At 50.0% G+C, this 21,606-nt stretch carries 19 protein-coding genes and 1 tRNA gene; 14 read left to right on the top strand and 6 right to left on the bottom strand.

Annotated features, from left to right (window positions below):
• Positions 1 to 191 precede the first annotated feature (191 nt).
• The 7 genes from B5F34_RS06920 (at position 192) to B5F34_RS06890 (ending at position 8,349) form a co-directional block, all read left to right on the top strand.
• Positions 192 to 1,553: a DUF2130 domain-containing protein gene (locus B5F34_RS06920; RefSeq protein WP_087336474.1), complete on the top strand. Its 1,362-nt coding sequence runs from the start codon at positions 192 to 194 to the stop codon at positions 1,551 to 1,553.
• A 240-nt stretch (positions 1,554 to 1,793) separates the two neighbouring features.
• Positions 1,794 to 2,210 (top strand): methylmalonyl-CoA epimerase, encoded by a 417-nt coding sequence (gene mce / locus B5F34_RS06915; protein WP_087336472.1) that lies wholly within the window; start codon positions 1,794 to 1,796, stop codon positions 2,208 to 2,210.
• A 53-nt stretch (positions 2,211 to 2,263) separates the two neighbouring features.
• Positions 2,264 to 3,817 (top strand): acyl-CoA carboxylase subunit beta, encoded by a 1,554-nt coding sequence (locus tag B5F34_RS06910; RefSeq protein WP_087336470.1) that lies wholly within the window; start codon positions 2,264 to 2,266, stop codon positions 3,815 to 3,817.
• Between the two features lie 24 nt (positions 3,818 to 3,841).
• Positions 3,842 to 4,771, top strand: coding sequence for an OadG family transporter subunit (locus B5F34_RS06905; protein WP_087336638.1), 930 nt, complete (start codon positions 3,842 to 3,844; stop codon positions 4,769 to 4,771).
• Positions 4,772 to 4,805: 34 nt separating this feature from the next.
• Positions 4,806 to 5,246, top strand: a complete 441-nt coding sequence (locus tag B5F34_RS06900; RefSeq protein ID WP_087336468.1) for a biotin/lipoyl-containing protein — start codon at positions 4,806 to 4,808, stop codon at positions 5,244 to 5,246.
• Positions 5,247 to 5,248: 2 nt separating this feature from the next.
• Positions 5,249 to 6,409, top strand: coding sequence for a sodium ion-translocating decarboxylase subunit beta (locus tag B5F34_RS06895; RefSeq protein ID WP_087336466.1), 1,161 nt, complete (start codon positions 5,249 to 5,251; stop codon positions 6,407 to 6,409).
• Between the two features lie 140 nt (positions 6,410 to 6,549).
• Positions 6,550 to 8,349, top strand: coding sequence for a beta-N-acetylglucosaminidase domain-containing protein (locus B5F34_RS06890; protein ID WP_087336464.1), 1,800 nt, complete (start codon positions 6,550 to 6,552; stop codon positions 8,347 to 8,349).
• 296 nt (positions 8,350 to 8,645) lie between these two features.
• Here B5F34_RS06890 and B5F34_RS06885 read toward each other — a convergent pair whose 3' ends face one another.
• On the bottom strand, positions 8,646 to 9,650 hold the full coding sequence (locus B5F34_RS06885) for a class II fructose-bisphosphate aldolase (RefSeq protein ID WP_087336462.1): 1,005 nt from the start codon (positions 9,648 to 9,650) through the stop codon (positions 8,646 to 8,648).
• Positions 9,651 to 9,827: 177 nt separating this feature from the next.
• On the opposite strand from B5F34_RS06885, the gene B5F34_RS17725 reads away from it, so the two are divergent.
• Positions 9,828 to 9,980 (top strand): hypothetical protein, encoded by a 153-nt coding sequence (locus B5F34_RS17725; protein ID WP_204245587.1) that lies wholly within the window; start codon positions 9,828 to 9,830, stop codon positions 9,978 to 9,980.
• A 128-nt stretch (positions 9,981 to 10,108) separates the two neighbouring features.
• Here the strand turns inward: B5F34_RS17725 and B5F34_RS06880 are convergent, their stop codons facing one another.
• Positions 10,109 to 11,131, bottom strand: a complete 1,023-nt coding sequence (locus B5F34_RS06880) for an endonuclease (RefSeq protein ID WP_087336460.1) — start codon at positions 11,129 to 11,131, stop codon at positions 10,109 to 10,111.
• A 183-nt stretch (positions 11,132 to 11,314) separates the two neighbouring features.
• Here B5F34_RS06880 and B5F34_RS06875 point away from each other — a divergent pair, with 183 nt between their 5' ends.
• The 3 genes from B5F34_RS06875 (at position 11,315) to B5F34_RS06865 (ending at position 14,425) form a co-directional block, all read left to right on the top strand.
• Positions 11,315 to 11,569, top strand: coding sequence for a type B 50S ribosomal protein L31 (locus tag B5F34_RS06875; protein ID WP_087336459.1), 255 nt, complete (start codon positions 11,315 to 11,317; stop codon positions 11,567 to 11,569).
• Between the two features lie 150 nt (positions 11,570 to 11,719).
• Complete coding sequence (locus tag B5F34_RS06870) at positions 11,720 to 13,249, top strand: M48 family metalloprotease (protein WP_087336457.1); 1,530 nt, start codon at positions 11,720 to 11,722, stop codon at positions 13,247 to 13,249.
• A gap of 30 nt (positions 13,250 to 13,279) precedes the next feature.
• On the top strand, positions 13,280 to 14,425 hold the full coding sequence (locus tag B5F34_RS06865; RefSeq protein WP_087336455.1) for a 6-bladed beta-propeller: 1,146 nt from the start codon (positions 13,280 to 13,282) through the stop codon (positions 14,423 to 14,425).
• A gap of 97 nt (positions 14,426 to 14,522) precedes the next feature.
• On the opposite strand, the gene gcvT is transcribed toward B5F34_RS06865, so the two are convergent.
• The 3 genes from gcvT to B5F34_RS06850 all read right to left on the bottom strand — a co-directional run bounded on the left by gcvT (position 14,523) and on the right by B5F34_RS06850 (position 18,693).
• On the bottom strand, positions 14,523 to 15,608 hold the full coding sequence (gcvT, locus tag B5F34_RS06860) for a glycine cleavage system aminomethyltransferase GcvT (protein WP_087336453.1): 1,086 nt from the start codon (positions 15,606 to 15,608) through the stop codon (positions 14,523 to 14,525).
• Between the two features lie 292 nt (positions 15,609 to 15,900).
• Positions 15,901 to 17,127: a peptidase T gene (pepT, locus tag B5F34_RS06855; protein ID WP_087336451.1), complete on the bottom strand. Its 1,227-nt coding sequence runs from the start codon at positions 17,125 to 17,127 to the stop codon at positions 15,901 to 15,903.
• A gap of 156 nt (positions 17,128 to 17,283) precedes the next feature.
• On the bottom strand, positions 17,284 to 18,693 hold the full coding sequence (locus B5F34_RS06850; protein ID WP_087336449.1) for an amidophosphoribosyltransferase: 1,410 nt from the start codon (positions 18,691 to 18,693) through the stop codon (positions 17,284 to 17,286).
• A 315-nt stretch (positions 18,694 to 19,008) separates the two neighbouring features.
• Here B5F34_RS06850 and crcB point away from each other — a divergent pair, with 315 nt between their 5' ends.
• Positions 19,009 to 19,380, top strand: a complete 372-nt coding sequence (gene crcB / locus B5F34_RS06845; protein WP_087336447.1) for a fluoride efflux transporter CrcB — start codon at positions 19,009 to 19,011, stop codon at positions 19,378 to 19,380.
• 117 nt (positions 19,381 to 19,497) lie between these two features.
• On the opposite strand, the gene B5F34_RS06840 is transcribed toward crcB, so the two are convergent.
• Positions 19,498 to 19,571, bottom strand: a tRNA-Thr gene (locus B5F34_RS06840).
• Between the two features lie 480 nt (positions 19,572 to 20,051).
• Between B5F34_RS06840 and B5F34_RS06830 the strand changes: the two genes are divergently transcribed.
• Both B5F34_RS06830 and B5F34_RS06825 read left to right on the top strand, forming a co-directional pair.
• Positions 20,052 to 20,618 (top strand): DUF4199 domain-containing protein, encoded by a 567-nt coding sequence (locus B5F34_RS06830; protein ID WP_087336443.1) that lies wholly within the window; start codon positions 20,052 to 20,054, stop codon positions 20,616 to 20,618.
• 30 nt (positions 20,619 to 20,648) lie between these two features.
• Complete coding sequence (locus tag B5F34_RS06825) at positions 20,649 to 21,605, top strand: glycosyltransferase family 2 protein (protein ID WP_087336441.1); 957 nt, start codon at positions 20,649 to 20,651, stop codon at positions 21,603 to 21,605.
• Position 21,606: the final 1 nt, after the last annotated feature.

The following is a 21,606-nucleotide window of genomic DNA, read 5'->3' as shown; positions in this document are numbered from 1 at the left end:
CGCTTCATCCATATCCGGAGCGGACTCCGAAGCGATATGCTCCCGGCACGGAATATATAGGCCGTTTCCGGCACGGGCAAGAGGATGTGCGGCGGCACAACGCCCGGACGGAGTTTTTCACCCCACAGGCACGGAAAATCGCGGATTTTTCTGTAAGTTTGCATCCGTATTACCCATCATTGACAGTCATTATGAAAGAAATCAAATGCCCCCGCTGCGGCAGTATGTTTACGGTGGACGAGGCAGACTACGCCTCCATAGTCAGCCAGGTGAAGAATGCGGAATTTACCGCCGAAGTGGAACGCCGGCTGACGGAACTGCACAGACAACAGCAGGCCGAGCAGAAAGCCATATTGGCACAGACCGAGACCAAATACCGGGCAGAGCTGAGCCGGAACGCCGTGGAACTGGCCAAGAAAGAAAGTGAAATGCAACGCTCACTGATGCAAAAGGATGCGGAATTGGCACGCCTGCAACAAGAACTGAACGCTGCAGAACAGAAAAGCCGCTCTGCCATGAGTATCGCACTGGCCGAAAAAGACAGGGTGATAACCCAAATGCAATCCTCCATTGACCAGAATGCCGACAAACTGCGCATTGCCGTGATGCAAGAACAACAGAAAGCTCAGGACGAAATTCAGAAAAAAGACACTGAAATAGCCCAACTGAAGGCCACAGCCCGATTGGACCAACAAGCCGCTACTATCAAAGAGAACTCTATCAAAGCGGAATATGAAAACAAACTGAAAGTGGCGCAGGAACAGATAGACTACTACAAGGACCTGAAGCTGCGCATGTCTACCAAAATGATTGGAGAAACACTGGAAACACATTGTTCCACCCAATTTAACCAAATGCTGCGCCCTGTAATGCCTACAGCTTATTTTGAGAAAGACAACGATGCCGCCGATGGCACCAAAGGCGACTTCATCTTCCGCGACTTCGGTCCCGATGGAACGGAATACATCTCCATCATGTTTGAAATGAAGAATGAAGCGGACGGAACAGGCCCCAAGCACAAGAATGAGGACTTCTTCAAAAAGCTGGACAGCGACCGCCGAAAGAAAAACTGCGAGTTTGCGGTGCTGGTCTCGCTGTTGGAACCGGACAACGAACTGTACAACGGAGGCATCGTAGACGTGTCTTACCGCTACGACAAAATGTACGTCATACGGCCTCAGTTCTTCCTGCCCCTCATCACCCTGCTGACACAGACCTCCAAGAAGAGCTTGGCATACAAAGAAGAGCTGGCCATCGCCCGCAGCCAGTCTGTCGACGTGACCAACTTCGAGAACCAACTGATGGATTTCCGCGAAAAATTCGGCCGTAACTACCGACTGGCCAGCGAACGCTTCAAGACGGCGATTGACGAGATTGACAAATCCATCCAACACCTGCAAAAGATAAAAGATGCACTCATCGGCAGCGAGAATAACCTCCGCCTGGCCAACGATAAAGCAGAAGCACTTACCATCAAGAAGCTGACGCGCAACAACCCTACAATGAAGGCCAAGTTTGAAGAAGCACGCGCCGCACAGAAGCCAGAAGAGTAATCCCAAGGCTACTGCCGGACAAAAAAAGGGGGTGATACCACCCGGAAGGTTCTCTCCTCAGCCCGCTAAAGTGCCTTTTTTGAAAACCCGAGCTGACATTTGGGAAACAAAAGTCTTTTCAAACCTTCTGCTACCAACAATTATTTGCGGAAATATTTCGTTATCTTGCAAGAAATTCTTTTCTTTGTGGGACTTTATACCTTTATAGCAAAGGAAAAAATACAATAAACAATTACCATTATGAAGATTTCGCACATCGAACACCTGGGCATTGCCGTAACAAGCATCGAAGAAGCCCTCCCCTATTACGAAAATGTACTGGGGCTGAAATGTTACAACATTGAGACCGTAGAAGACCAAAAAGTGAAAACCGCTTTCCTGAAAGTAGGTGAGGTAAAGATTGAACTGCTGGAACCGACTTCACCAGAGAGCACCATCGCCAAGTTCATCGAAAAGAACGGCGGCAAGGGAGGCATGCACCATTTGGCTTTCGCCATTGAAGACGGTGTGGCCAACGCCTTGGCATACGCCGAAGAAAAAGGCGTGCGCCTCATCGACAAGGCTCCGCGCAAAGGCGCCGAAGGCCTCAACATCGCTTTCCTGCACCCGAAATCCACGCTGGGCGTACTTACAGAACTCTGCGAAAAACCGGAATAATCACTCCGGAACAATCTCCAAACAGATATAAAATCACCTAAAGATAAACAGAAATGAGCAATCAACTGGAAAAAATAAAAGAACTCATCGACCGCCGTGCAGCAGCACGATTGGGAGGTGGCGAGAAAGCTATTGCCAAGCAACATGATAAAGGTAAATATACGGCCCGCGAACGTATAGCCATGCTGTTGGACGAAGGCAGCTTCGAGGAAATGGACATGTTCGTAGAACACCGCTGCACCAACTTCGGCATGGAGAAAAAGCACTATCCCGGCGACGGTGTAGTGACGGGATGCGGTACCATCGACGGCCGTCTGGTTTACATCTTTGCACAAGACTTCACGGTATCGGCCGGCTCACTCTCTGAGACCATGTCACTGAAGATTTGCCACATCATGGACAAAGCCATGAAGATGGGCGCACCGGTCATCGGTCTGAACGACTCGGGCGGTGCACGTATCCAGGAAGGCATCAACGCCCTGGCCGGCTATGCGGAGATTTTCCAGCGCAACATCCTGGCCTCGGGTGTCATTCCGCAGATTTCGGGCATCTTTGGTCCTTGTGCTGGTGGTGCAGTATATTCACCGGCGCTGACAGACTTCACCCTGATGATGGAAGGCACATCTTATATGTTCCTCACTGGACCAAAGGTGGTAAAGACCGTAACCGGTGAAGACGTAACGCAGGAAAATCTGGGCGGTGCCAGCGTACATTCAAGCAAGTCCGGTGTCACTCATTTTACTTCTGCCACCGAAGAAGATGCGCTCAAGCTTATCCGCAAACTGTTAAGCTACATCCCGCAAAATAATCTGGAAGAGCCTCCTTACATTGACTGCACCGATCCCATCGACCGTCTGGAAGACTCACTGAATGAAATCATCCCGGACAATCCCAACAAACCTTACGATATGTACGAAGTCATCGGTGCCATCATCGACAACGGTGAATTCTTGGAGGTGCAGAAGGATTATGCCAAAAACATCATCATCGGCTTTGCCCGCTTCAACGGCCAGTCGGTGGGTATCGTGGCCAACCAACCCAAATACCTTGCCGGTGTATTGGACAGCAACGCTTCCCGAAAAGGAGCACGTTTTGTACGCTTCTGCGATGCCTTCAACATCCCCATTGTTTCGTTGGTAGATGTTCCCGGTTTCCTTCCCGGCACGGGTCAGGAATACAACGGCGTCATCCTGCACGGTGCCAAGCTGCTGTATGCTTATGGTGAAGCTACAGTGCCCAAGGTAACAGTAACGCTGCGCAAGTCTTATGGCGGTTCGCACATCGTGATGAGCTGCAAACAGCTCCGGGGCGATATGAACTACGCATGGCCCACAGCCGAAATCGCAGTAATGGGTGGTGCCGGTGCCGTAGAGGTGCTTTATGCCCGCGAAGCCAAGGAACATGAAAACCCTGCCCAATTCCTGGCCGAGAAAGAGGCTGAATATACCAAACTGTTTGCCAACCCGTATAATGCAGCCAAGTATGGATATATCGACGATGTCATCGAACCGCGCAACACACGATTCCGCATCATCCGTGCCCTGCAACAGTTGCAGACCAAGAAGCTGACCAATCCCGCCAAGAAGCACGGCAATATTCCTCTTTAAATAAACTTTAAACAGATGATTATGATGAAAAAGTTTCATACAGGAATATTCTTTTCCCTGCTGCTGACACTGGGGTTTTTCTCTTCGTGCGGACAAGACTCGGAGAGCAAACTGCTGCTGAACGAGGTGCTGGTGGACAACGAGACCAACTTTCAGGATGACTACGGTGTACATAGCGCATGGATTGAGATATTCAATAAATCATACGGCACAGCCGACTTGGCCGGATGCTACCTGAAGCACAGCAGCGAAGCGGGTGACACAGCCGTATATTTCATTCCGAAAGGGGATGTGCAAACCAAAGTGGCCCCACGCCAGCACGCCCTGTTCTGGGCCGACAACAAGCCCAACCGCGGTACTTTCCATACCAATTTCCTGCTGGAAACTGACAAAGAGAACTGGATCGGTCTGTATGACTCAGGCCGCAAACTGCTCGACCAGATTACTATTCCGGCCGGATTGCTGAAAGCCGACTACTCCTATGCCCGCGTGGACGATGCAGCTGCCCAGTGGGAAGTGAAAGATGAATCGACCGACAAATACGTGACGCCCAGCACCAATAACAAGACACTGGACAAGAACGTGAAGATGGACAAGTTCGAATTGCACGACAGCATCGGTATCGGCATGTCTGTCACTGCCATGCTGGTGGTATTCGTCGGACTTATTCTGCTGTACATTTCCTTCAAGTTCATCGGCAAGGCATCGGTACGCATACGTACGACCCGCGCCATGAAGGTGAAAGGCGTCACCGACCGCGAAGAAGCCAAGGAAAAGATGCTGGGACATGCACCGGGCGAAGTATATGCCGCCATTGCCATGGCTCTGCACGAAATGCAGAACGACGTGCACGATGTGGAGGAAACCGTGCTTACCATCACCCGCGTCAAGAGAAGCTACTCGCCGTGGAGTTCGAAAATCTACACGCTGCGCGAGACGCCGCACAAAAAGTAAAGTCAGTCTAACACCTTTAAACAACAGATAAACGATGAAAGAGTATAAATACAAAATCAACGGAAATATCTACAAGGTAACCGTTGGAAACATAGAGGACAACATTGCCGACATAGAAGTGAACGGTACCCACTATAAAGTGGAAATGGAGAAGGCACCGGAACCCAAGCCTGTCGTTGTGAAACCAGTAGTGCGCCAACCGTCCACCACACCTGCCGCCCAAACCACCCAGGTGTCGAAACCGGCAGCTGCATCGGCCGGCAAATCGGGCGTGAAGTCACCGCTGCCCGGTGTTATCTTGGAAATCAAGGTAAACGTAGGCGATGTGGTAAAGAAAGGACAGACGGTAATCATCCTGGAAGCCATGAAGATGGAAAACAGCATCAACGCCGACCGCGACGGAAAAGTGACCGCCATCAATGTCAAGCAGGGAGACTCCGTGCTTGAAGGTACTGACCTCGTAATCCTTGAATAATTATGGGAGAGTTTATTAACTTTTTAGGAAACAATCTGTCCGACTTTTGGGCATTCACAGGCTTTGCCAACGCGACGGTGGGTCATCTCATCATGTTGGTAGTAGGCCTGTTCTTCATCTACCTGGCCATTGCCAAGGAATTTGAACCCATGCTGCTGATTCCTATCGGATTCGGCATTCTGGTCGGCAATATTCCCTTCAACATGGAAGCCGGACTACAGGTCGGCATCTACGAACAAGGGTCTGTGCTTAACATTCTGTATCAGGGTGTCACCTCTGGCTGGTATCCGCCGCTCATCTTCTTGGGCATCGGAGCCATGACGGACTTTTCGGCGCTCATTTCCAACCCCAAGCTGATGCTTATCGGAGCGGCTGCCCAATTCGGCATCTTCGGTGCCTACATGATTGCCTTGGCCGTCGGGTTCGACCCGATGCAGGCAGCAGCCATCGGTATCATTGGCGGTGCCGACGGTCCTACCGCCATCTTCCTGTCGTCCAAGCTGGCACCGAACCTGATGGGTGCCATCGCCGTATCAGCCTATTCATACATGGCCTTGGTGCCGGTTATCCAACCGCCCGTCATGCGTCTGCTGACAACGAAGAAGGAACGCCTCATCCGCATGAAGCCGCCCCGCGTGGTTTCGCATACGGAGAAGGTTATCTTCCCCATCGTGGGTCTGCTGCTGACGTGCTTCCTCGTACCTTCCGGCCTGCCGCTGCTGGGAATGCTGTTCTTCGGCAACCTGCTGAAGGAGAGTGGCGTGACACGCCGTCTGGCCAACACTGCCAGTGGTCCGCTGATCGACACCATCACCATCCTGCTGGGACTGACGGTAGGTGCTTCGACGCAGGCTTCGGAATTCCTGACTACCGATTCGTTGTGGATTTTCTTCTTGGGTGCCATCTCGTTCTTCATCGCCACGGCTTCGGGTGTGCTCTTTGTGAAGATATTCAACCTCTTCCTGAAGAAAGACAACAAGATTAACCCGCTTATCGGTAATGCAGGCGTATCGGCAGTGCCCGACTCGGCACGTATCTCGCAGATTGTCGGTTTGGAATATGACCCGACCAACTATCTGCTGATGCACGCCATGGGTCCGAACGTGGCAGGCGTCATCGGTTCGGCCATTGCCGCCGGTATCTTGCTGGGCTTCCTGATTTAAGTCCTTGAACATTGATTATTCCCAAAGGCGCGGATTGCACGGAACACACGGATAACAGGATGAACATTATCCGCTAAATCCGTGAAATCCGCGCCTGATTGTTTCTGATTTTACATCTATCACCCATAAAAACTACATTTATGAGAAAAAACATCTTATTAGTTTCCGGTTTGCTGGGGTTGCTTACACTGGGCAACACGCTCCACGCACAGGAATTCCGCCTTAGCCCCACTCCGCAAACCTATTCGGTGCAGGAAGACAGCATTGCCCTGCCTGCACAATACCAGTTACAAACAGAAGCCGACGAAGCTTTGGCACCGGCTTCTGTCCTGCTCCGCCATCTGCTGCCGGAGTCTACCTCCAAAGCATCCTTCCGCATCAGCCTCGGCATTAAAGGCGACAAGACAGTGAAGAAATACAACCGCTACATCCCCGAAACAGCCGAAGGATATTACCTGAAGATTGACAAGAAAGGCATTGTCATTGCCGGAACTGACGCACGGGGTGCCTACTACGGCGTACAGACACTGGCGCAACTGCTCACGCTGGACAAGCTCCCCCAGGTGGAGATTACCGACTATCCGGACATCCCCTACCGCGGCGTGGTGGAAGGTTTCTACGGCCAGCCCTGGAGCCATGAGGCACGACTGAGCCAGCTGGACTTCTACGGACGCAACAAGATGAACGTCTATATATACGGTCCCAAGGACGACCCGTATCACAGTACGCCGAACTGGCGCAAACCTTATCCGGAGAAAGAAGCGAAGCAATTGCAGGAATTGGTGGAACGCGCCAAGCAGAACAATGTCATCTTCTACTGGGCCATCCACCCGGGGCAGGACATCAAGTGGAACGATGAAGACCGCGACCTGCTGCTGAAGAAGTTCGAGAGCATGTACGACCTGGGAGTGCGCGGCTTTGCCGTCTTCTTCGACGACATCAGCGGCGAAGGCACTAAAGCCGACAAACAAGCCGAACTGCTGAATTATATCGACGAGCACTTCATACAAACGAAAGGCGACGTGTCGCCCCTCATCATGTGTCCCACGGAATACAACAAGTCGTGGACCAACGTAGAAGGCGGCTACCTGACCACACTGGGCGAAAAGCTGAACCCGGATATCCAGATAATGTGGACGGGCGACCGCGTGGTGGCCAACATCGACAAACAGTCTATGGAATTCATCAACCCGCTCATCCGGCGCAAAGCATACATCTGGTGGAATTATCCCGTATCGGACTATGTGCAGGACCACATCCTTATGGGTCCCACCTACGGCAACGGTACAGACATCAAAGATGACATGACCGCTTTCGTCTCCAACCCCATGGAGCATGCCGAAGCATCTAAGATTTCCCTCTATAGCGTAGCCGACTATACATGGAATTTAGAAGACTACGACAGCCAGGCATCCTGGCACCAGGCCCTGCGTGTCCTCATGCCCAAACATGCTGACTATCTGGAAACCTTCGCCATCCACAGTTCGGACCTGGGAAAGAATAACCACAAATTCCGCCGCGAAGAGTCGCAGAACATCCGTCCCGCTCTCGATGCCCTCTGCCAAACCTATAAGAAAAACGGACAGATAGACAAAGCGGCTTTCGACCAGGTAAAGAAAGAGTGCGAAAAGATTTGTGAGGCGGCAGACAAGCTGATTGCCACCGATGAGAACCCGGCACTGACAGAAGAAATGGCCCCGTGGCTCATCTACTTCAAGCAACTGGGTCTGTACGGCCAAAGCGTGCTGCATGTCCTGGAAGTGAAGCAGGACGGAAAACAATGCGTGAAATGTGCCTTAGAGCAGGCCCGTACCCAACGCATCTGGCTGGAACAAACGGGCAAACACCTGAATGAAAAAGCCAGCCAGCCCGGAGTGAAATGCGGCGGCACATACCTGCTGCCTGCTTTCGACGGATTGCTGGAAGCGGCATCCAAGTAAGCTCATCCATTCAGAAACCCAAAGCGAAATCAAGGTGCAGGTGGCACAGACCGATACAGGGATGTCCATCTGCACCTTTCTTGTTACCCATCTTCTGCACAACGGCAAGGGCAGACAGAACCTTACCGCCCATCCTTCAGTTCAGCCGCGTAAACCTTCACATTAGCTGCGTAAACCTTCATTTTAGCCGCGTAAACCTTTATTTTAGCCCGGGTAATCCTACCATATAAAAGAAAGGCGTACCACTCATAGCAGTACGCCTTCCCCCTATATTTTGCAGCTAAGCAATCAACCGATTACTGAGCCAGCTTGCCGTTAGAACCAAGCACGTTGATGATTTTATGCTTATACAGCTTCTCCATTTCGTCACGAGCCGGACCCAGGTACTTGCGGGGGTCGAACTCAGCAGGCTTCTCAGCAAATACCTTGCGGATAGCAGCCGTCATAGCCAGACGAGAGTCGGAGTCGATGTTGATCTTGCAGACAGCAGACTTGGCAGCCTTACGCAACTCGTCTTCGGGGATACCGATAGCAGCTTCCAGATTGCCGCCAAACTTGTTGATCATGTCTACATATTCCTGAGGAACGGAAGAAGAACCGTGCAGCACAATGGGGAAGCCCGGCAATTTCTCCATCACAGCATCCAATACATCGAATGCCAAGGGAGGAGGAACCAGACGGCCCGTAGCGGGGTCAACGTGGCACTGTTCGGGTTTGAACTTGTAAGCACCGTGAGAAGTACCGATAGAGATAGCCAAGCTATCGCAGCCTGTACGGGTAGCGAAATCAATTACTTCTTCGGGGTTCGTATAAGTATGGTGTTCGGCACAAACCTCGTCTTCCACACCAGCCAATACGCCCAGTTCGCCTTCAACAGTTACATCATACTGGTGAGCATATTCAACGACTTTCTTCGTCAGAGCCACGTTCTCTTCATAAGGCAGATGAGAACCGTCGATCATCACCGAAGAGAAGCCCATGTCTACGCAAGACTTGCACAGTTCAAAGCTGTCGCCGTGGTCCAGATGCAGAACAATTTCCGGATGTTCGCATCCCAGTTCCTTGGCATACTGAACAGCACCTTCAGCCATGTAACGCAGCAAAGTCTGGTTTGCATAGTTACGGGCACCCTTGGAAACTTGCAGGATAACCGGGCTCTTCTCTTCAGAAGAAGCCTTGATGATGGCCTGCAACTGCTCCATGTTGTTGAAGTTGAATGCCGGGATGGCATAACCGCCCTTGATGGCACGCGCAAACATCTCTCTGGTGTTTACGAGACCTAAATCTTTGTAATTAACCATGTTGTTTTAAATTTATTGTTAGTGAATAAAATTCTATGCAAAAGTAATCATTCTCCCGCAATACAGAAAGGAGTAGGGGCATAAAATATTTATATTCCGGTGATATTTGCAGACAATTTAAAGGCAGAAAGTATTCTTTAACAGTTTCATACTAAACTCAAATGGTCCAGGTAGCCGATGGAAGAACCCGTAAACCGGCAGACAAACAACGACCTGCACACGCATACGGACCAACGGCTGCTCCACTGCGGGGCTGCCACGTTGAAAATGAAGCATATTGAGGCTCCCGTATATCAACTTAAAAATCAACAGTTTGTTTCTTATATATAAGAAGGCTGGTGCTTATGGCTTGAAAGCGCGCTTCCTGTACCTTAGCCATTGGTTTCCTAAGGTACAGGAAGCAGACTCCCGAAAACAGGCAAGCAAAAGACTGGAGATTTATTTTCGGTTCCCTCCCATCAACGTTTTTCCAGATAGATGATGGTAGGCAGATGGTCGCTGTACCCATTCAGCCACTTGCGGCCTCCGTGTGTGCGCAGGGGATACCCCTCGTAAGGGCTGTCGTGCTGGAAAAGGTAATCCGGACGGAACACCTCATGCCCTTCGTAACGCAAACCACGACGTGCCTTCAGCAGAGGACGGGTGATGACAATCTGGTCGAAAAGGTTCCATTTGTCGCGGTAACAGAGCGTACCGATGCCCTCATCTTCCAGGGTTTCCCACCAGGGATTGTAAAACTCACGCTTTTTCACCTGCTTGGGGTATTTGCGCGCCCCCAACGTCTGCAAGCTCTCGTCCATCGGATCATCGTTCAAATCGCCCATCACAACGAGTTTCAGCTTGCGGTTCTCGCGGAAGAGCGAATCCTTCAACGCCTTGACCTGACGGGCTGCATGCACCCGAACGGGCGACTCGGCCCCCCGCGAAGGCCAGTGATTGACTATGATACACAGGCGGTCGCCTGCCAGCTCACCGTCCACCACGAGAAAGCCGCGCGTCAGGTGTGTGGTGTCTCCCTGATAAGGAACGGACAGCACCAATTTGGAATGGCGGACCGTGAACTGTTGCGGGTCATACAGCAAGGCACAATCAATGCCGCGCTTGTCGGGTCCTTCGTAGTGCACATATTTATATTGGGCAAGTGCGGGCTGGGCCAGCAGGTCATCCAGCACCCGGCCATTCTCCACCTCGGCCACACCGATGCAGGCAGGCCCTTGCGGCACCTCGTCGCGCGACAGTTCGGAAAGTACCCGCGACAGGTTCTTCAACTTGGCTTCATACTTCTTCGTACCCCAGGCATAACGGCCGTCGGGCAAGAAATCATAGTCATTCTTGCCTTCGTCGTGAATGGTGTCAAAGAGATTCTCCAAGTTATAAAATGCCACACTATACAGTTCGTGCCTGTCTTTAGCACGCTCCTGCCCCATCACCGAAAAAGAAGCGAGGCAGACTGTCAGAATCAAAAAAAGGAATTTCTTCATAAGCCAATTAAGTTTTTCCGGTTGCAAAAGTCAGAAATAAAACGTGATAAACCTATTTTTTGGCAAAACTTTTTCTCGATTACAAAGAAATGTCTTATCTTTGCACCCCGAAACAAAGACCATTACACTACTTTTTATTACCGAAAGTAACCGCATAGTAAAACTAAAAAAAGAAATTAGGAAATGAAAAAAGGTATTCATCCCGAGAACTACCGTCCGGTAGTATTTAAAGATATGTCTAACGGCGACATGTTCTTGTCTCGCTCTACTTGTGCTACAAAAGAGACTGTCGAGTTTGAAGGCGAAACTTATCCGTTGATTAAGTTGGAAATCTCCAGCTCTTCGCACCCGTTCTATACCGGTAAGTCCAAATTGGTTGACACAGCCGGTCGCGTAGACAAGTTTATGAGCCGTTACGGAAAGAGCACGAAAAAATAAACTTGAGTACATTCAACAACATCAAGGAAAAAAGGGGAACCCGCCAAAGGTTCCCCTTTTTCCTTTGTGAAATATGCTCAAAAAAAGATAACACAGAGTCCTTAGAAAGAAAAGTTTACTAACTTTGCGAAAACCATATCCAACAGCCTTATGAAACGAATTCTCACTCTTTGTCTGCTTCTATTGCTCTGCGTTACCTACAGCATGGCCAAACAAGAACCCTATAGCGACGTCCTCAACATAAAAGGCACATTGAAGAGTCCTTATCAACAGATTCCGGCCGGAAGCCCCGTCACTATACGGATGGTAATGAAAATCAGCGGAACCACCCAGTATGAAGCGGGCATTTACTACATGACAGAAGCCAACGGGGAAACATTCATGCTCCCCCAAGGCGGACTGAGCCAGATTGAGTTGGCCTCGCCGCAAAACACGACCGAATTCTGGCAGCAAATCTACCTGACCCACCACTTTTACGAACAAAAAATAAAGACGTCCGAACTGGAAGAATTCCGGCGCGAAGTGGAAGAGGAAAGCCGGGAATACCTGGAACACCTGAACGACATCCTATATGAAGATGCCTATATCACCTCTTACGTGCAAGGCATCGTAGCACGAATGTGCGGAGACAACATCACTACCTACCGCAACGGCAACCTCAACGTGTATGTCATCCAATCGCCCGAGCCTTCATCGTTCATGCTACCCAGCGGAAGCCTCATCGTCAGCACCGGACTGCTCTGTGCGCTGGACTCCGAAGAAGAGCTGACTGCCGTATTGGCCGATGAAATAAGCCATTATCTCTTCGACCATCAGCTGAACAACATCCGCAAAGCCGAACGGCGTGCCCAACGCGCCCTGTTCTGGGCCGACGTGTTCAGCGCAACATCTTATGCCCTCGAAGATGCCTATTACTACGGAGGAAACGAACGTACCTTGGGAGCCAGTGCCCTGGCCGACGTCGGAACCATTATCTCCTTGCTCTGTCTGCCCGTCATCGACCGCCTGGGAATGAACTACAGCGACAAACAGGAAGAAGAAGCCGACCTGCTGGCCCTGGACATACTGACCTTCAACGGCTGTCGCAAGGAAGCATTGGGCTCGGCATTGAGAAAAATAAGAGACTATTACATCCGCAACCGACAGACAAGCGACATTCTGCGCTACAACAGCATCGACAAGCTGCAAGAACGTATCGCCCAACTGCCTGCAGACGAAACAGACACAGCACCTGCCGACCGCCCCTACCTGCGGACAGTCTACGATGCTGTAAACTTCAATGCTGCACTCAACTATTCAGGCGGACTGTTTAAAGAAGCCATCATGCTGACCCAAAAGAATATCGACAACCGCCTGGCCGACAGCCAGACCTACCTGCTGATGGTGCAATCCAAAATGGCTCTTTACAACACGGAGGAAGTCAACGAAGAATGCCTTTCCCTGCTGGACAAAGCCGAGGCTCTGCCTCACGCAACCCGCAATCCGGAAGTGAGCAAGCAACGTATCCTTCTGCTGATGCGCATGAAAAAACAAACCGAAGCCCTGCACACCCTGCAAGACTATATGAACCTGCTCAACGCCTACCAGGAACAAAGACCTGCCGACCGTGAAGAACAGATATGGATTGAGAAGGAAATGAACTGGGCACAGCTGCTGATAGAGAAAATAAACCAAATATAAACGAACCTTTAAAACATTTCTGAGAAAGCCATGATGAAGAAAATGATTTTTGCATGTGCCGCCCTTTCCCTATTGGCGGCATGTCAGTCTTCACCCAAGAAGACAGAAAGCCAAAACACGGAAAACGCTTTTGTCGTGCTGAACGACAACGATGTGACCCAAAAGAAAGACGTGAAACTGAGTGAACTGGCAGAAGACTTCCGCATCATCCGCATGGACAACCGCGACGAGGCTTTGTTTCAGTTCGGAGGCGCGTATTTCTCCGACAACTACATCTGCATCAAACAAAGAAGGGCACAGGCTCCGCTGAAACTGTTTGACAAAACGGGAAAATTCCTTTGCGATGTGGGTTCAGTGGGACAAGGACCTGGGGAATACACCAGCATCTATGATGCCCTTATCGACGAGAAAAACGGCAATATCTATGTGGCTCCCTTCGCCTGGAATCCCAGAATTCTGAAATACGGTTTTGACGGCAAGTTCAAAGGAGAAATCACCTTGAAAGGAAACATCAACAAAGGAAAGCTGTATTTGCAACCCGATGGCACGCTGTCTATGGTGCACCTGTGTTTCCAGGACCTCGACGGTACATTTACCGGGGCCAACATACAGCCTAACGACACGAGCCGCACGCAATATGTGTTCAACAAGTCGGTGGCTTCCAACTTCAGAGATGCCGGCGGAATGAATGTGGGCTTCAACAATGAAATATGGTCGTACCGCAACACCGATACCTTCTCATTCCAGACCACCTTCAACGACACCGTCTACCACTACGATGTTGCCAATAACCAGATGACGCCCCGCTTCCTCTATGCCATGAATCCGGAGGTGCGGAAAACCGGATGGTTCATTGTCAACGAACTGCCCCATCACTTCGCCATCATTGTCGTGGCCGGTGAAAAGAGCCGCAAGGTGCTGATGGACAAGAAGACCGGTGAAGCCTACGAAGCCACCTTTATCAACGACTTTATGGGAAACATGGGTGCGGGCATCAATTTTGAAGACGGTTATTACTTCAGCTGCGCAGAACCTATGGAACTGCAAGAATGGATAGAAGAGACTCTTGCTTCGGGCGACTGCCCCAAGGACGAGGTGGAAAAAATGACCAAACTGAAAGACTCGCTCCACGAGAATGACAACAATATCCTGATGATAGCCAAACTGAAGAAATAAGCAGGAAATATCGTCACATTTATAAACCAAAACACGGAAGCACCGGGAAAATCCTCCCCTGCACTTCCGTGTTTCTTTTTATCCTATCAGAGAATCCTTATTTGCGGAAAGGCGGTTTCACAACTTGTGCCTTCAACTTACGGCCACGCATATCAATGCAGATTTCCGTGCCCGGCTTCGAGAATTCGGGCTTCACATATCCCATGCCGATACCAATCTTGCGCATAGGCGACATGGTGCCGGAAGTGACTGTGCCTATGGCATTGCCTTCGGCATCGCAAAGCTGATAACCATGACGGGGAATGCCGCGGTCTATCATCTCGAAGCCCACCAGCTTGCGCGTGACGCCTTCCTTCTTCTGCTGCTCCAGCATGGGACGGTTGATGAAGTTCTTTCCCTCTACAAACTTGGTAATCCATCCCAGTCCTGCCTCTATGGGCGAAGTAGTATCGTCCAAGTCATTGCCATAAAGGCAGAATCCCATTTCCAGACGAAGCGTGTCGCGTGCACCCAGCCCTACAGGCTTAATGCCAAACTCAGCACCGGCTTCAAAGATGGCATCCCAAATCTTCATAGCCGCTTCAGGATAGAAATAAAGCTCGAAGCCACCGGCACCGGTATATCCCGTATTAGAGATGATAACATCAGGCTCACCGGCAAACTCACCGTGCGTGAAGTGATAGTAAGGAATAGCAGAGAGGTCTATCGGTGTCAGCTTCTGCAAGGCTTTAATGGCCAAAGGTCCCTGCACAGCCAATTGAGCCATGCGATCGGAAGCATTCTCCAACTCGGCACCCTCGGTATTATGCGACACACACCAGTTCCAGTCCTTCTCGATATTGGCAGCATTTACCACCAGCAGGTACTTCTCCGGTTCGTATTGATAAACCAACAAGTCATCCACAATGCCGCCCGTCTCGTTGGGGAAGCAAGTATATTGCACCTTGCCCGGCACCAAAGCCGATACGTCGTTGGAAGTGACTTTCTGTAAGAAGGGCAAGGCCTGCGGTCCTTTCACCCAGAACTCACCCATGTGAGAGACATCAAATACGCCCACAGCATGGCAGACGGTTAGGTGTTCGTCAATAATGCCGGAATACTCAATAGGCATGTTGTAACCGGCAAATTCGTGCATCTTTGCGCCCAACGCAATGTGCTTTTCGGTAAACGGAGTTGTTTTCATTGAAAAATATGGTTTTAAGATAAATGGTATATGTATGTATTGCAATGATTCAAACCTTCTCCTCTGTGGAAGCCATGACAGATGCGCCGATATGCCACGGCATCGTCTTGTCGGCACAGCAAGTGAAGCGGCTATGCTTTTTACAACTTCCACATTTTTCAGCAGGGCGGTTCTAATATATGACAAGCCTGTTGCTTATATATAGGCACCCCGCTTCTTATATACAAGCCATTTGCTTCTTATATATAAGGAGTTAACACCTTCTGAATGAGTCAGAAAGTTTCAATCAAGCTTACTGACGGGCAGCTGTCAGTTCGGCTATCTTCACTATTACATTCATGGCTTTCTCCATGCTCTGGACAGGCACAAACTCATAGCGTCCATGGAAGTTCAGACCGCCGGCAAAGATATTGGGGCAGGGCAAACCTTTGAAAGACAACTGTGCGCCGTCCGTTCCTCCACGTATGGCCTTCACATGAGGAGTCACCCCAGCCTCTTCCATGGCCTTGAAAGCGATGTCGATGACGTGCATCACCGGCTCTATCTGCTGGCGCATGTTATAATACTGGTCCTTGAGCTCCAGGGTAACGACAGTTTCGCCATACTCGGCATTAACCAGGTCGGTCAGGCGCTGCATCTCGGCCTTACGACTTTCAAAACGCGCGCGGTCATGGTCGCGGATAATATAAGACACGGTCGTCTGCTCCACATCTCCGCTCATTCCTATCAAGTGATAGAAGCCTTCGTAGCCTTCGGTATGTTCCGGCGCCTCATGCCCGGGGAGGAAGGATATAAAACGATTGGCCAGCCGGAGCGAGTTTATCATCTTGTTCTTGGCATAGCCCGGATGTACGTTGCGTCCCTTGAATGTAAGCTTGGCCGAAGCTGCATTGAAGTTCTCAAACTCCAACTCCCCTACCTCGCCTCCATCCATGGTATAAGCCCAATCGCAGGCAAACTTCTCTACATCAAACTTATGCGCACCCAGACCTATCTCTTCATCGGGGTTGAAGCCAATGCGAATCTTACCATGTTTAATCTCCGGATGCTCCTGCAAGTAAACAATGGCCGAGACGATTTCGGCAATGCCGGCCTTGTCGTCGGCACCCAACAAAGTATGCCCATCGGTCACAATCAGGTCTTCGCCTTTATGCTCCAATAGTTCGGGAAACTGCACGGGCGAAAGGATAATGTTGTCTTTCTCGCACAATACGATATCCGTCCCGTCATAATTATTCACTATGCGCGGAGCGACATGCTTGCCACTCATGTCGGGACTGGTATCCATGTGGGCTATGAACCCCACCACAGGCACCTCTGCATCCGTATTGGCAGGAAGGGTAGCAAAAAGATAACCGTTGTCGTCCAACGACACTTCCTGCAAGCCCAAGGTTTCCAGTTCCTCTTTCAGGTATTGGGCAAATACCATCTGGCCGGGAGTACTGGGTGTCACGTCAGTCTCTTCACTCGACTGGGTATCGAAACTCACATACTTCAAAAATCTTTCTACTAATGTCATAACTTATAAATGATAATTTTGTCGGACTGTTTTTTAGACACGGCTACGCGCCTAAAAGGATTAAAATCCCGTTTTACCGCCGTAAAAGTAACAAAAGAGGCGTGAACTGCCAAGCAATCCACACCTCTTTTTCATTTATTTCCATGAATTTGTCCGTCAAAAACACCCGGTACCGTCAAAGCAATGCGTACATAGTTTGCACTTGGGCAGACCGATGGATTCGACCAATGTCTCCAGCGTATTGAACTTCAGCGAATTCAGCCCGAAACGCTGGCGGATAACGTCCACCAGTTTCTCGTATTCGGGCGAACCGGTAGTAGCATATTTTTCCAGGTTCTTGTTCTCATCCCCTTCCAGTTCTTTGATGATACGGCGGGTTATCAACTCCAAATCGCTGCGCGAAGCTGTGAAGCCGATGAAAGGACAGGCGTAGATAAGAGGCGGGCAGGCAATCCGGATATGCACCTCGCGGGCACCGCAATCGAAAAGCACTTTCACATTGTCGCGCAACTGGGTGCCACGCACGATAGAATCGTCACAGAACAACACACGCTTCCCCTGCAACATGGCGCGGTTGGGAATAAGTTTCATCTTAGCCACCAGATTGCGCAACTCCTGACGGCTGGGTGTGAAGCTCCGTGGCCAGGTCGGCGTATATTTGGCAATGGCGCGATGATAAGGCACTCCCTTTCCTTCGGCATACCCCAACGCCATACCTACCCCCGAATCAGGAATGCCGCACGCACAATCCACCTCCGAGGCATCCGTCTGCCCCATCTTCAGGCCCGAAAGGAAACGCACCTCTTCCACGTTGCGCCCTTCGTAGCAGGAAGTGGGAAAACCGTAATACACCCACAGGAACGAACAAATCTGCATCTGCTCGTTGGGCTTGCGCAACTGTTCCAACCCATCGGGACGCATGCGCACGATTTCGCCCGGTCCCAGGTAAGAGTCTATCTCATAATCCAGATTCGGGAAACTGCTGGATTCGCTGCTGGCAGCGTATGCCCCGTCTTTACGGCCAATCACGATAGGCGTGCGCCCCCACTTGTCGCGGGCAGCAATAATGCCGTCTTCCGTCAGCAACAGCATGGAGCAGGAGCCTTTGATGCGGTTATAGACATTCTCAATGCCTTCTACAAAGTTTTTCCCTTGAATGATAAGCAAAGCGATAAGTTCAGTCTGATTGGTCTTTCCCGAACTAAGTTCTGCGAAGTGCATGTTTTGCGCCAGAAGTTCGTTCTCCAGTTCGTCGATATTCTGTATCTTGGCTACGGTAACGATGGCAAAACGACCGAGATGAGAATTGATAATGATGGGTTGTGCGTCTGTATCACTGATAATGCCGATGCCGGAATTTCCGGTAAATTTATCCAGTTCGTCTTCAAACTTGGTGCGGAAGTACGTGCTCTCCAGATTGTGAATGGAACGGGTAAACAGTTTTTTTTCTGCATCATACGTGGCCATTCCTCCCCTTCGGGTTCCTAAATGCGAATTGTAGTCAGTGCCGTAAAACAAGTCGGTCACACATCCGGCTTTCGACACGGTTCCGAAAAAACCTCCCATATAGAATTAGTATTTTAATTAAGCATTTATGCGTGCAAAGGTACAAATATAGTCGGCACGCTCAAAGAAGAGGAGGTGTCTTTTTTGAGATAAGCCCATAAAAGAAGCCGTTCTACCGACATCAACGTGCCCGTAGAAACGGCTTCCCAAAACTAACACCTGCATGAAAACCACAACTTTTTACCTTGTAGCTTTACATAAGCCTACAAATATAAGCATCTTTATCCAAACAGCCAACCTTTTTACCATTTCTTTTTCCAAGCAGGACAAAATTCCTATATTTGCGCCGCATAACCCATTTCAAAGATTCCATTTATGACGAAAACCTTGCTCCTCATTTTCCTGGGCGGAGGCACCGGCAGTCTTTTCCGCTACGGTGTGCAACTGCTGCTCCATCAACGCATTACCCCCTTTCTGTTTCCTTGGGCCACACTCAGCGTAAACATAGCCGGCAGTTTTCTCATCGGACTGTTCTATGCCTGGAGTGCCCGGTTCAACTTTTCCGACGAAACCCGCCTGTTGCTCACCACAGGCCTTTGCGGAGGCTTCACCACGTTCTCGACGTTCAGCCACGAAAGCCTTGATATGCTGAAGCAGGGATTCTACGGCAGTTTTGCCCTCTATTTATGCGCCAGTGTGATATTGGGCATAGGGGCGGCATTTGCAGGAGGATGGATAGGAAAATAATATCCGCCGACCCGAAACAGCCCACGCAAGAATAACACCTGCGCCAGAAACAAAGAAAGGATGCCTCTTACCTAAAGGCATCCTTTCTTTGTATAATCACTTAAACCCTTATTTGAGAGCCTCTTGTCGGATTCGAACCAACGACCCCGAGATTACAAATCACGTGCTCTGGCCAACTGAGCTAAAGAGGCGGGTGGGTAAGCTTACTACATCGCGCCGCTACGACCTGCTACCTTTGCTGCGGTCAAGCCCTGGAGGATTCACAAGGAGCTGGCCGTGTAGGACTTACCCATTTTGGTTTTGCGGGTGCAAAGGTACGCATTTTTTTCATTCCTACAATACCTTGACCGAACTTTTTTCAACGAAGTAATTTAAACTTTCTGATTCGCGAACAGACAAATCCATATAGAATTAAAAATCAGCACCTTACTTCTAACATATTAGAAGCAGGCTGCTTATCGCCCGGCAGCAGACTGCTTATCGCCTGGCAGCAGACCGCTTAGGGGCTGGCAGCTTTTTTCGGAGAGTTTGTCAGGGAAGCCGTCGGGCATACGGGGCATCCGTGCTGAACATAAAAAGTTTAAATCACTTCAACTTTAACAAGCAGACAAGGCGTAACATACAATATTATTTATACCTTTGCGCATCATTTCAGAACTATAAGCAAAAAAATGGCAGAAAACAGAATTTACATACAACGATACGCCATGCTCTTTGGTGCCTACTTAGGCGTATATTGGATTATAGGTTCCGCGCTTTTCCCCTTAGGGTTCACCATTCCTTTCCTGCTGCTGCTATTCATAGGTTTTGTGATAGGAGGCCCGTTTGTAGGCTATTATTATGCAAAGAACTACCGCAACCGGGTTTGCGGAGGCAGCATCAGTTTCTCTCATGCGTGGGTATTCACCGCCTTGATGTATGTATTTGCGTCCCTGCTGGCGGCAGCGGCCCACTACATTTATTTCCGCTTTATCGACCAGGGATTCCTTGTAGACACCTACACACGCATGGTCGACGAACTTTTCAGCCAGGGGGGCCCGACGGTAACCGGTATGGAAATCTATAAAGAACAGATGGAGCAGGCTTGCGAACAACTCTCCTCGCTCACCCCCATCGAAATCACCATGCAGCTTTTCTCCAACAACATCTTCTGGGGCATCCTGCTGGCCATACCTACCGGACTTTGCGTCATGAAGAAAAAAAGAACCGCAGATAACCCCTCTGACATCTCAAGATGATTGCCTTTATATAATAAAGATAAGAACCGAATGGACATATCAGTAGTCATACCTTTATACAACGAAGAAGAATCTCTGAAAGAGCTTTTCGCCTGGATTGAGCAGGTGATGGGACAACACGGATTCTCTCATGAAATTATCTTTGTAAGCGACGGAAGTACCGACCACTCCTGGAACATCATCGAAGAACTGCACCGACAGTTCCCCGATGTGGTAAAAGGCATCAAGTTCCGCCGCAACTACGGCAAATCGCCCGCCCTGTTCTGCGGCTTCAAGGAAGCCCAAGGCGACGTAGTCATTACCATGGATGCCGACCTGCAGGACAGCCCCGATGAAATTCCTGAGCTTTACCGCATGATTACGCAAGACGGCTATGACTTAGTATCCGGTTGGAAAAAGAAACGCTACGACCCTTTGTCGAAGACCATTCCGACCAAACTGTTCAACGCCACGGCACGCAAAGTATCCGGCATCAAGAATCTGCATGATTTCAATTGCGGCCTGAAAGCCTACCGCAAAGAAGTGGTCAAGAACATAGAAGTCTACGGCGAAATGCACCGCTACATACCCTACTTGGCCAAAAATGCCGGCTTCAGCAAGATTGGCGAGAAAATAGTACACCACCAGGCACGCAAGTTCGGCAAGACCAAGTTCGGTGGATGGAACCGTTTCTTCAACGGTTATCTGGACCTTATTTCCTTGTGGTTCCTTTCCACATTCGGCGTCAAGCCCATGCATTTCTTTGGCTTTTTAGGCTCGCTGATGTTCATACTCGGCTTCATTTCCGTAATCATTGTAGGAGTCAGCAAACTATATAATATGTATAACGACTTGCCTTACCGTCTCGTGACCGAATCTCCCTATTTCTATTTAGCCCTGACTGCCATGATTATAGGCACACAACTGTTCCTGGCAGGATTCCTGGGCGAACTGATCTCGCGAAACGCAGACGGACGCAACAATTACCAAATAGAGAAAACCCTGTAAA

This window comes from Mediterranea sp. An20, assembly GCF_002160055.1.
In the GTDB taxonomy this organism is placed as follows: domain Bacteria; phylum Bacteroidota; class Bacteroidia; order Bacteroidales; family Bacteroidaceae; genus Bacteroides; species Bacteroides avicola.
Note: the sequence above shows the minus strand (reverse complement) of the source record. Positions and strands in the feature narration are given on the sequence as shown.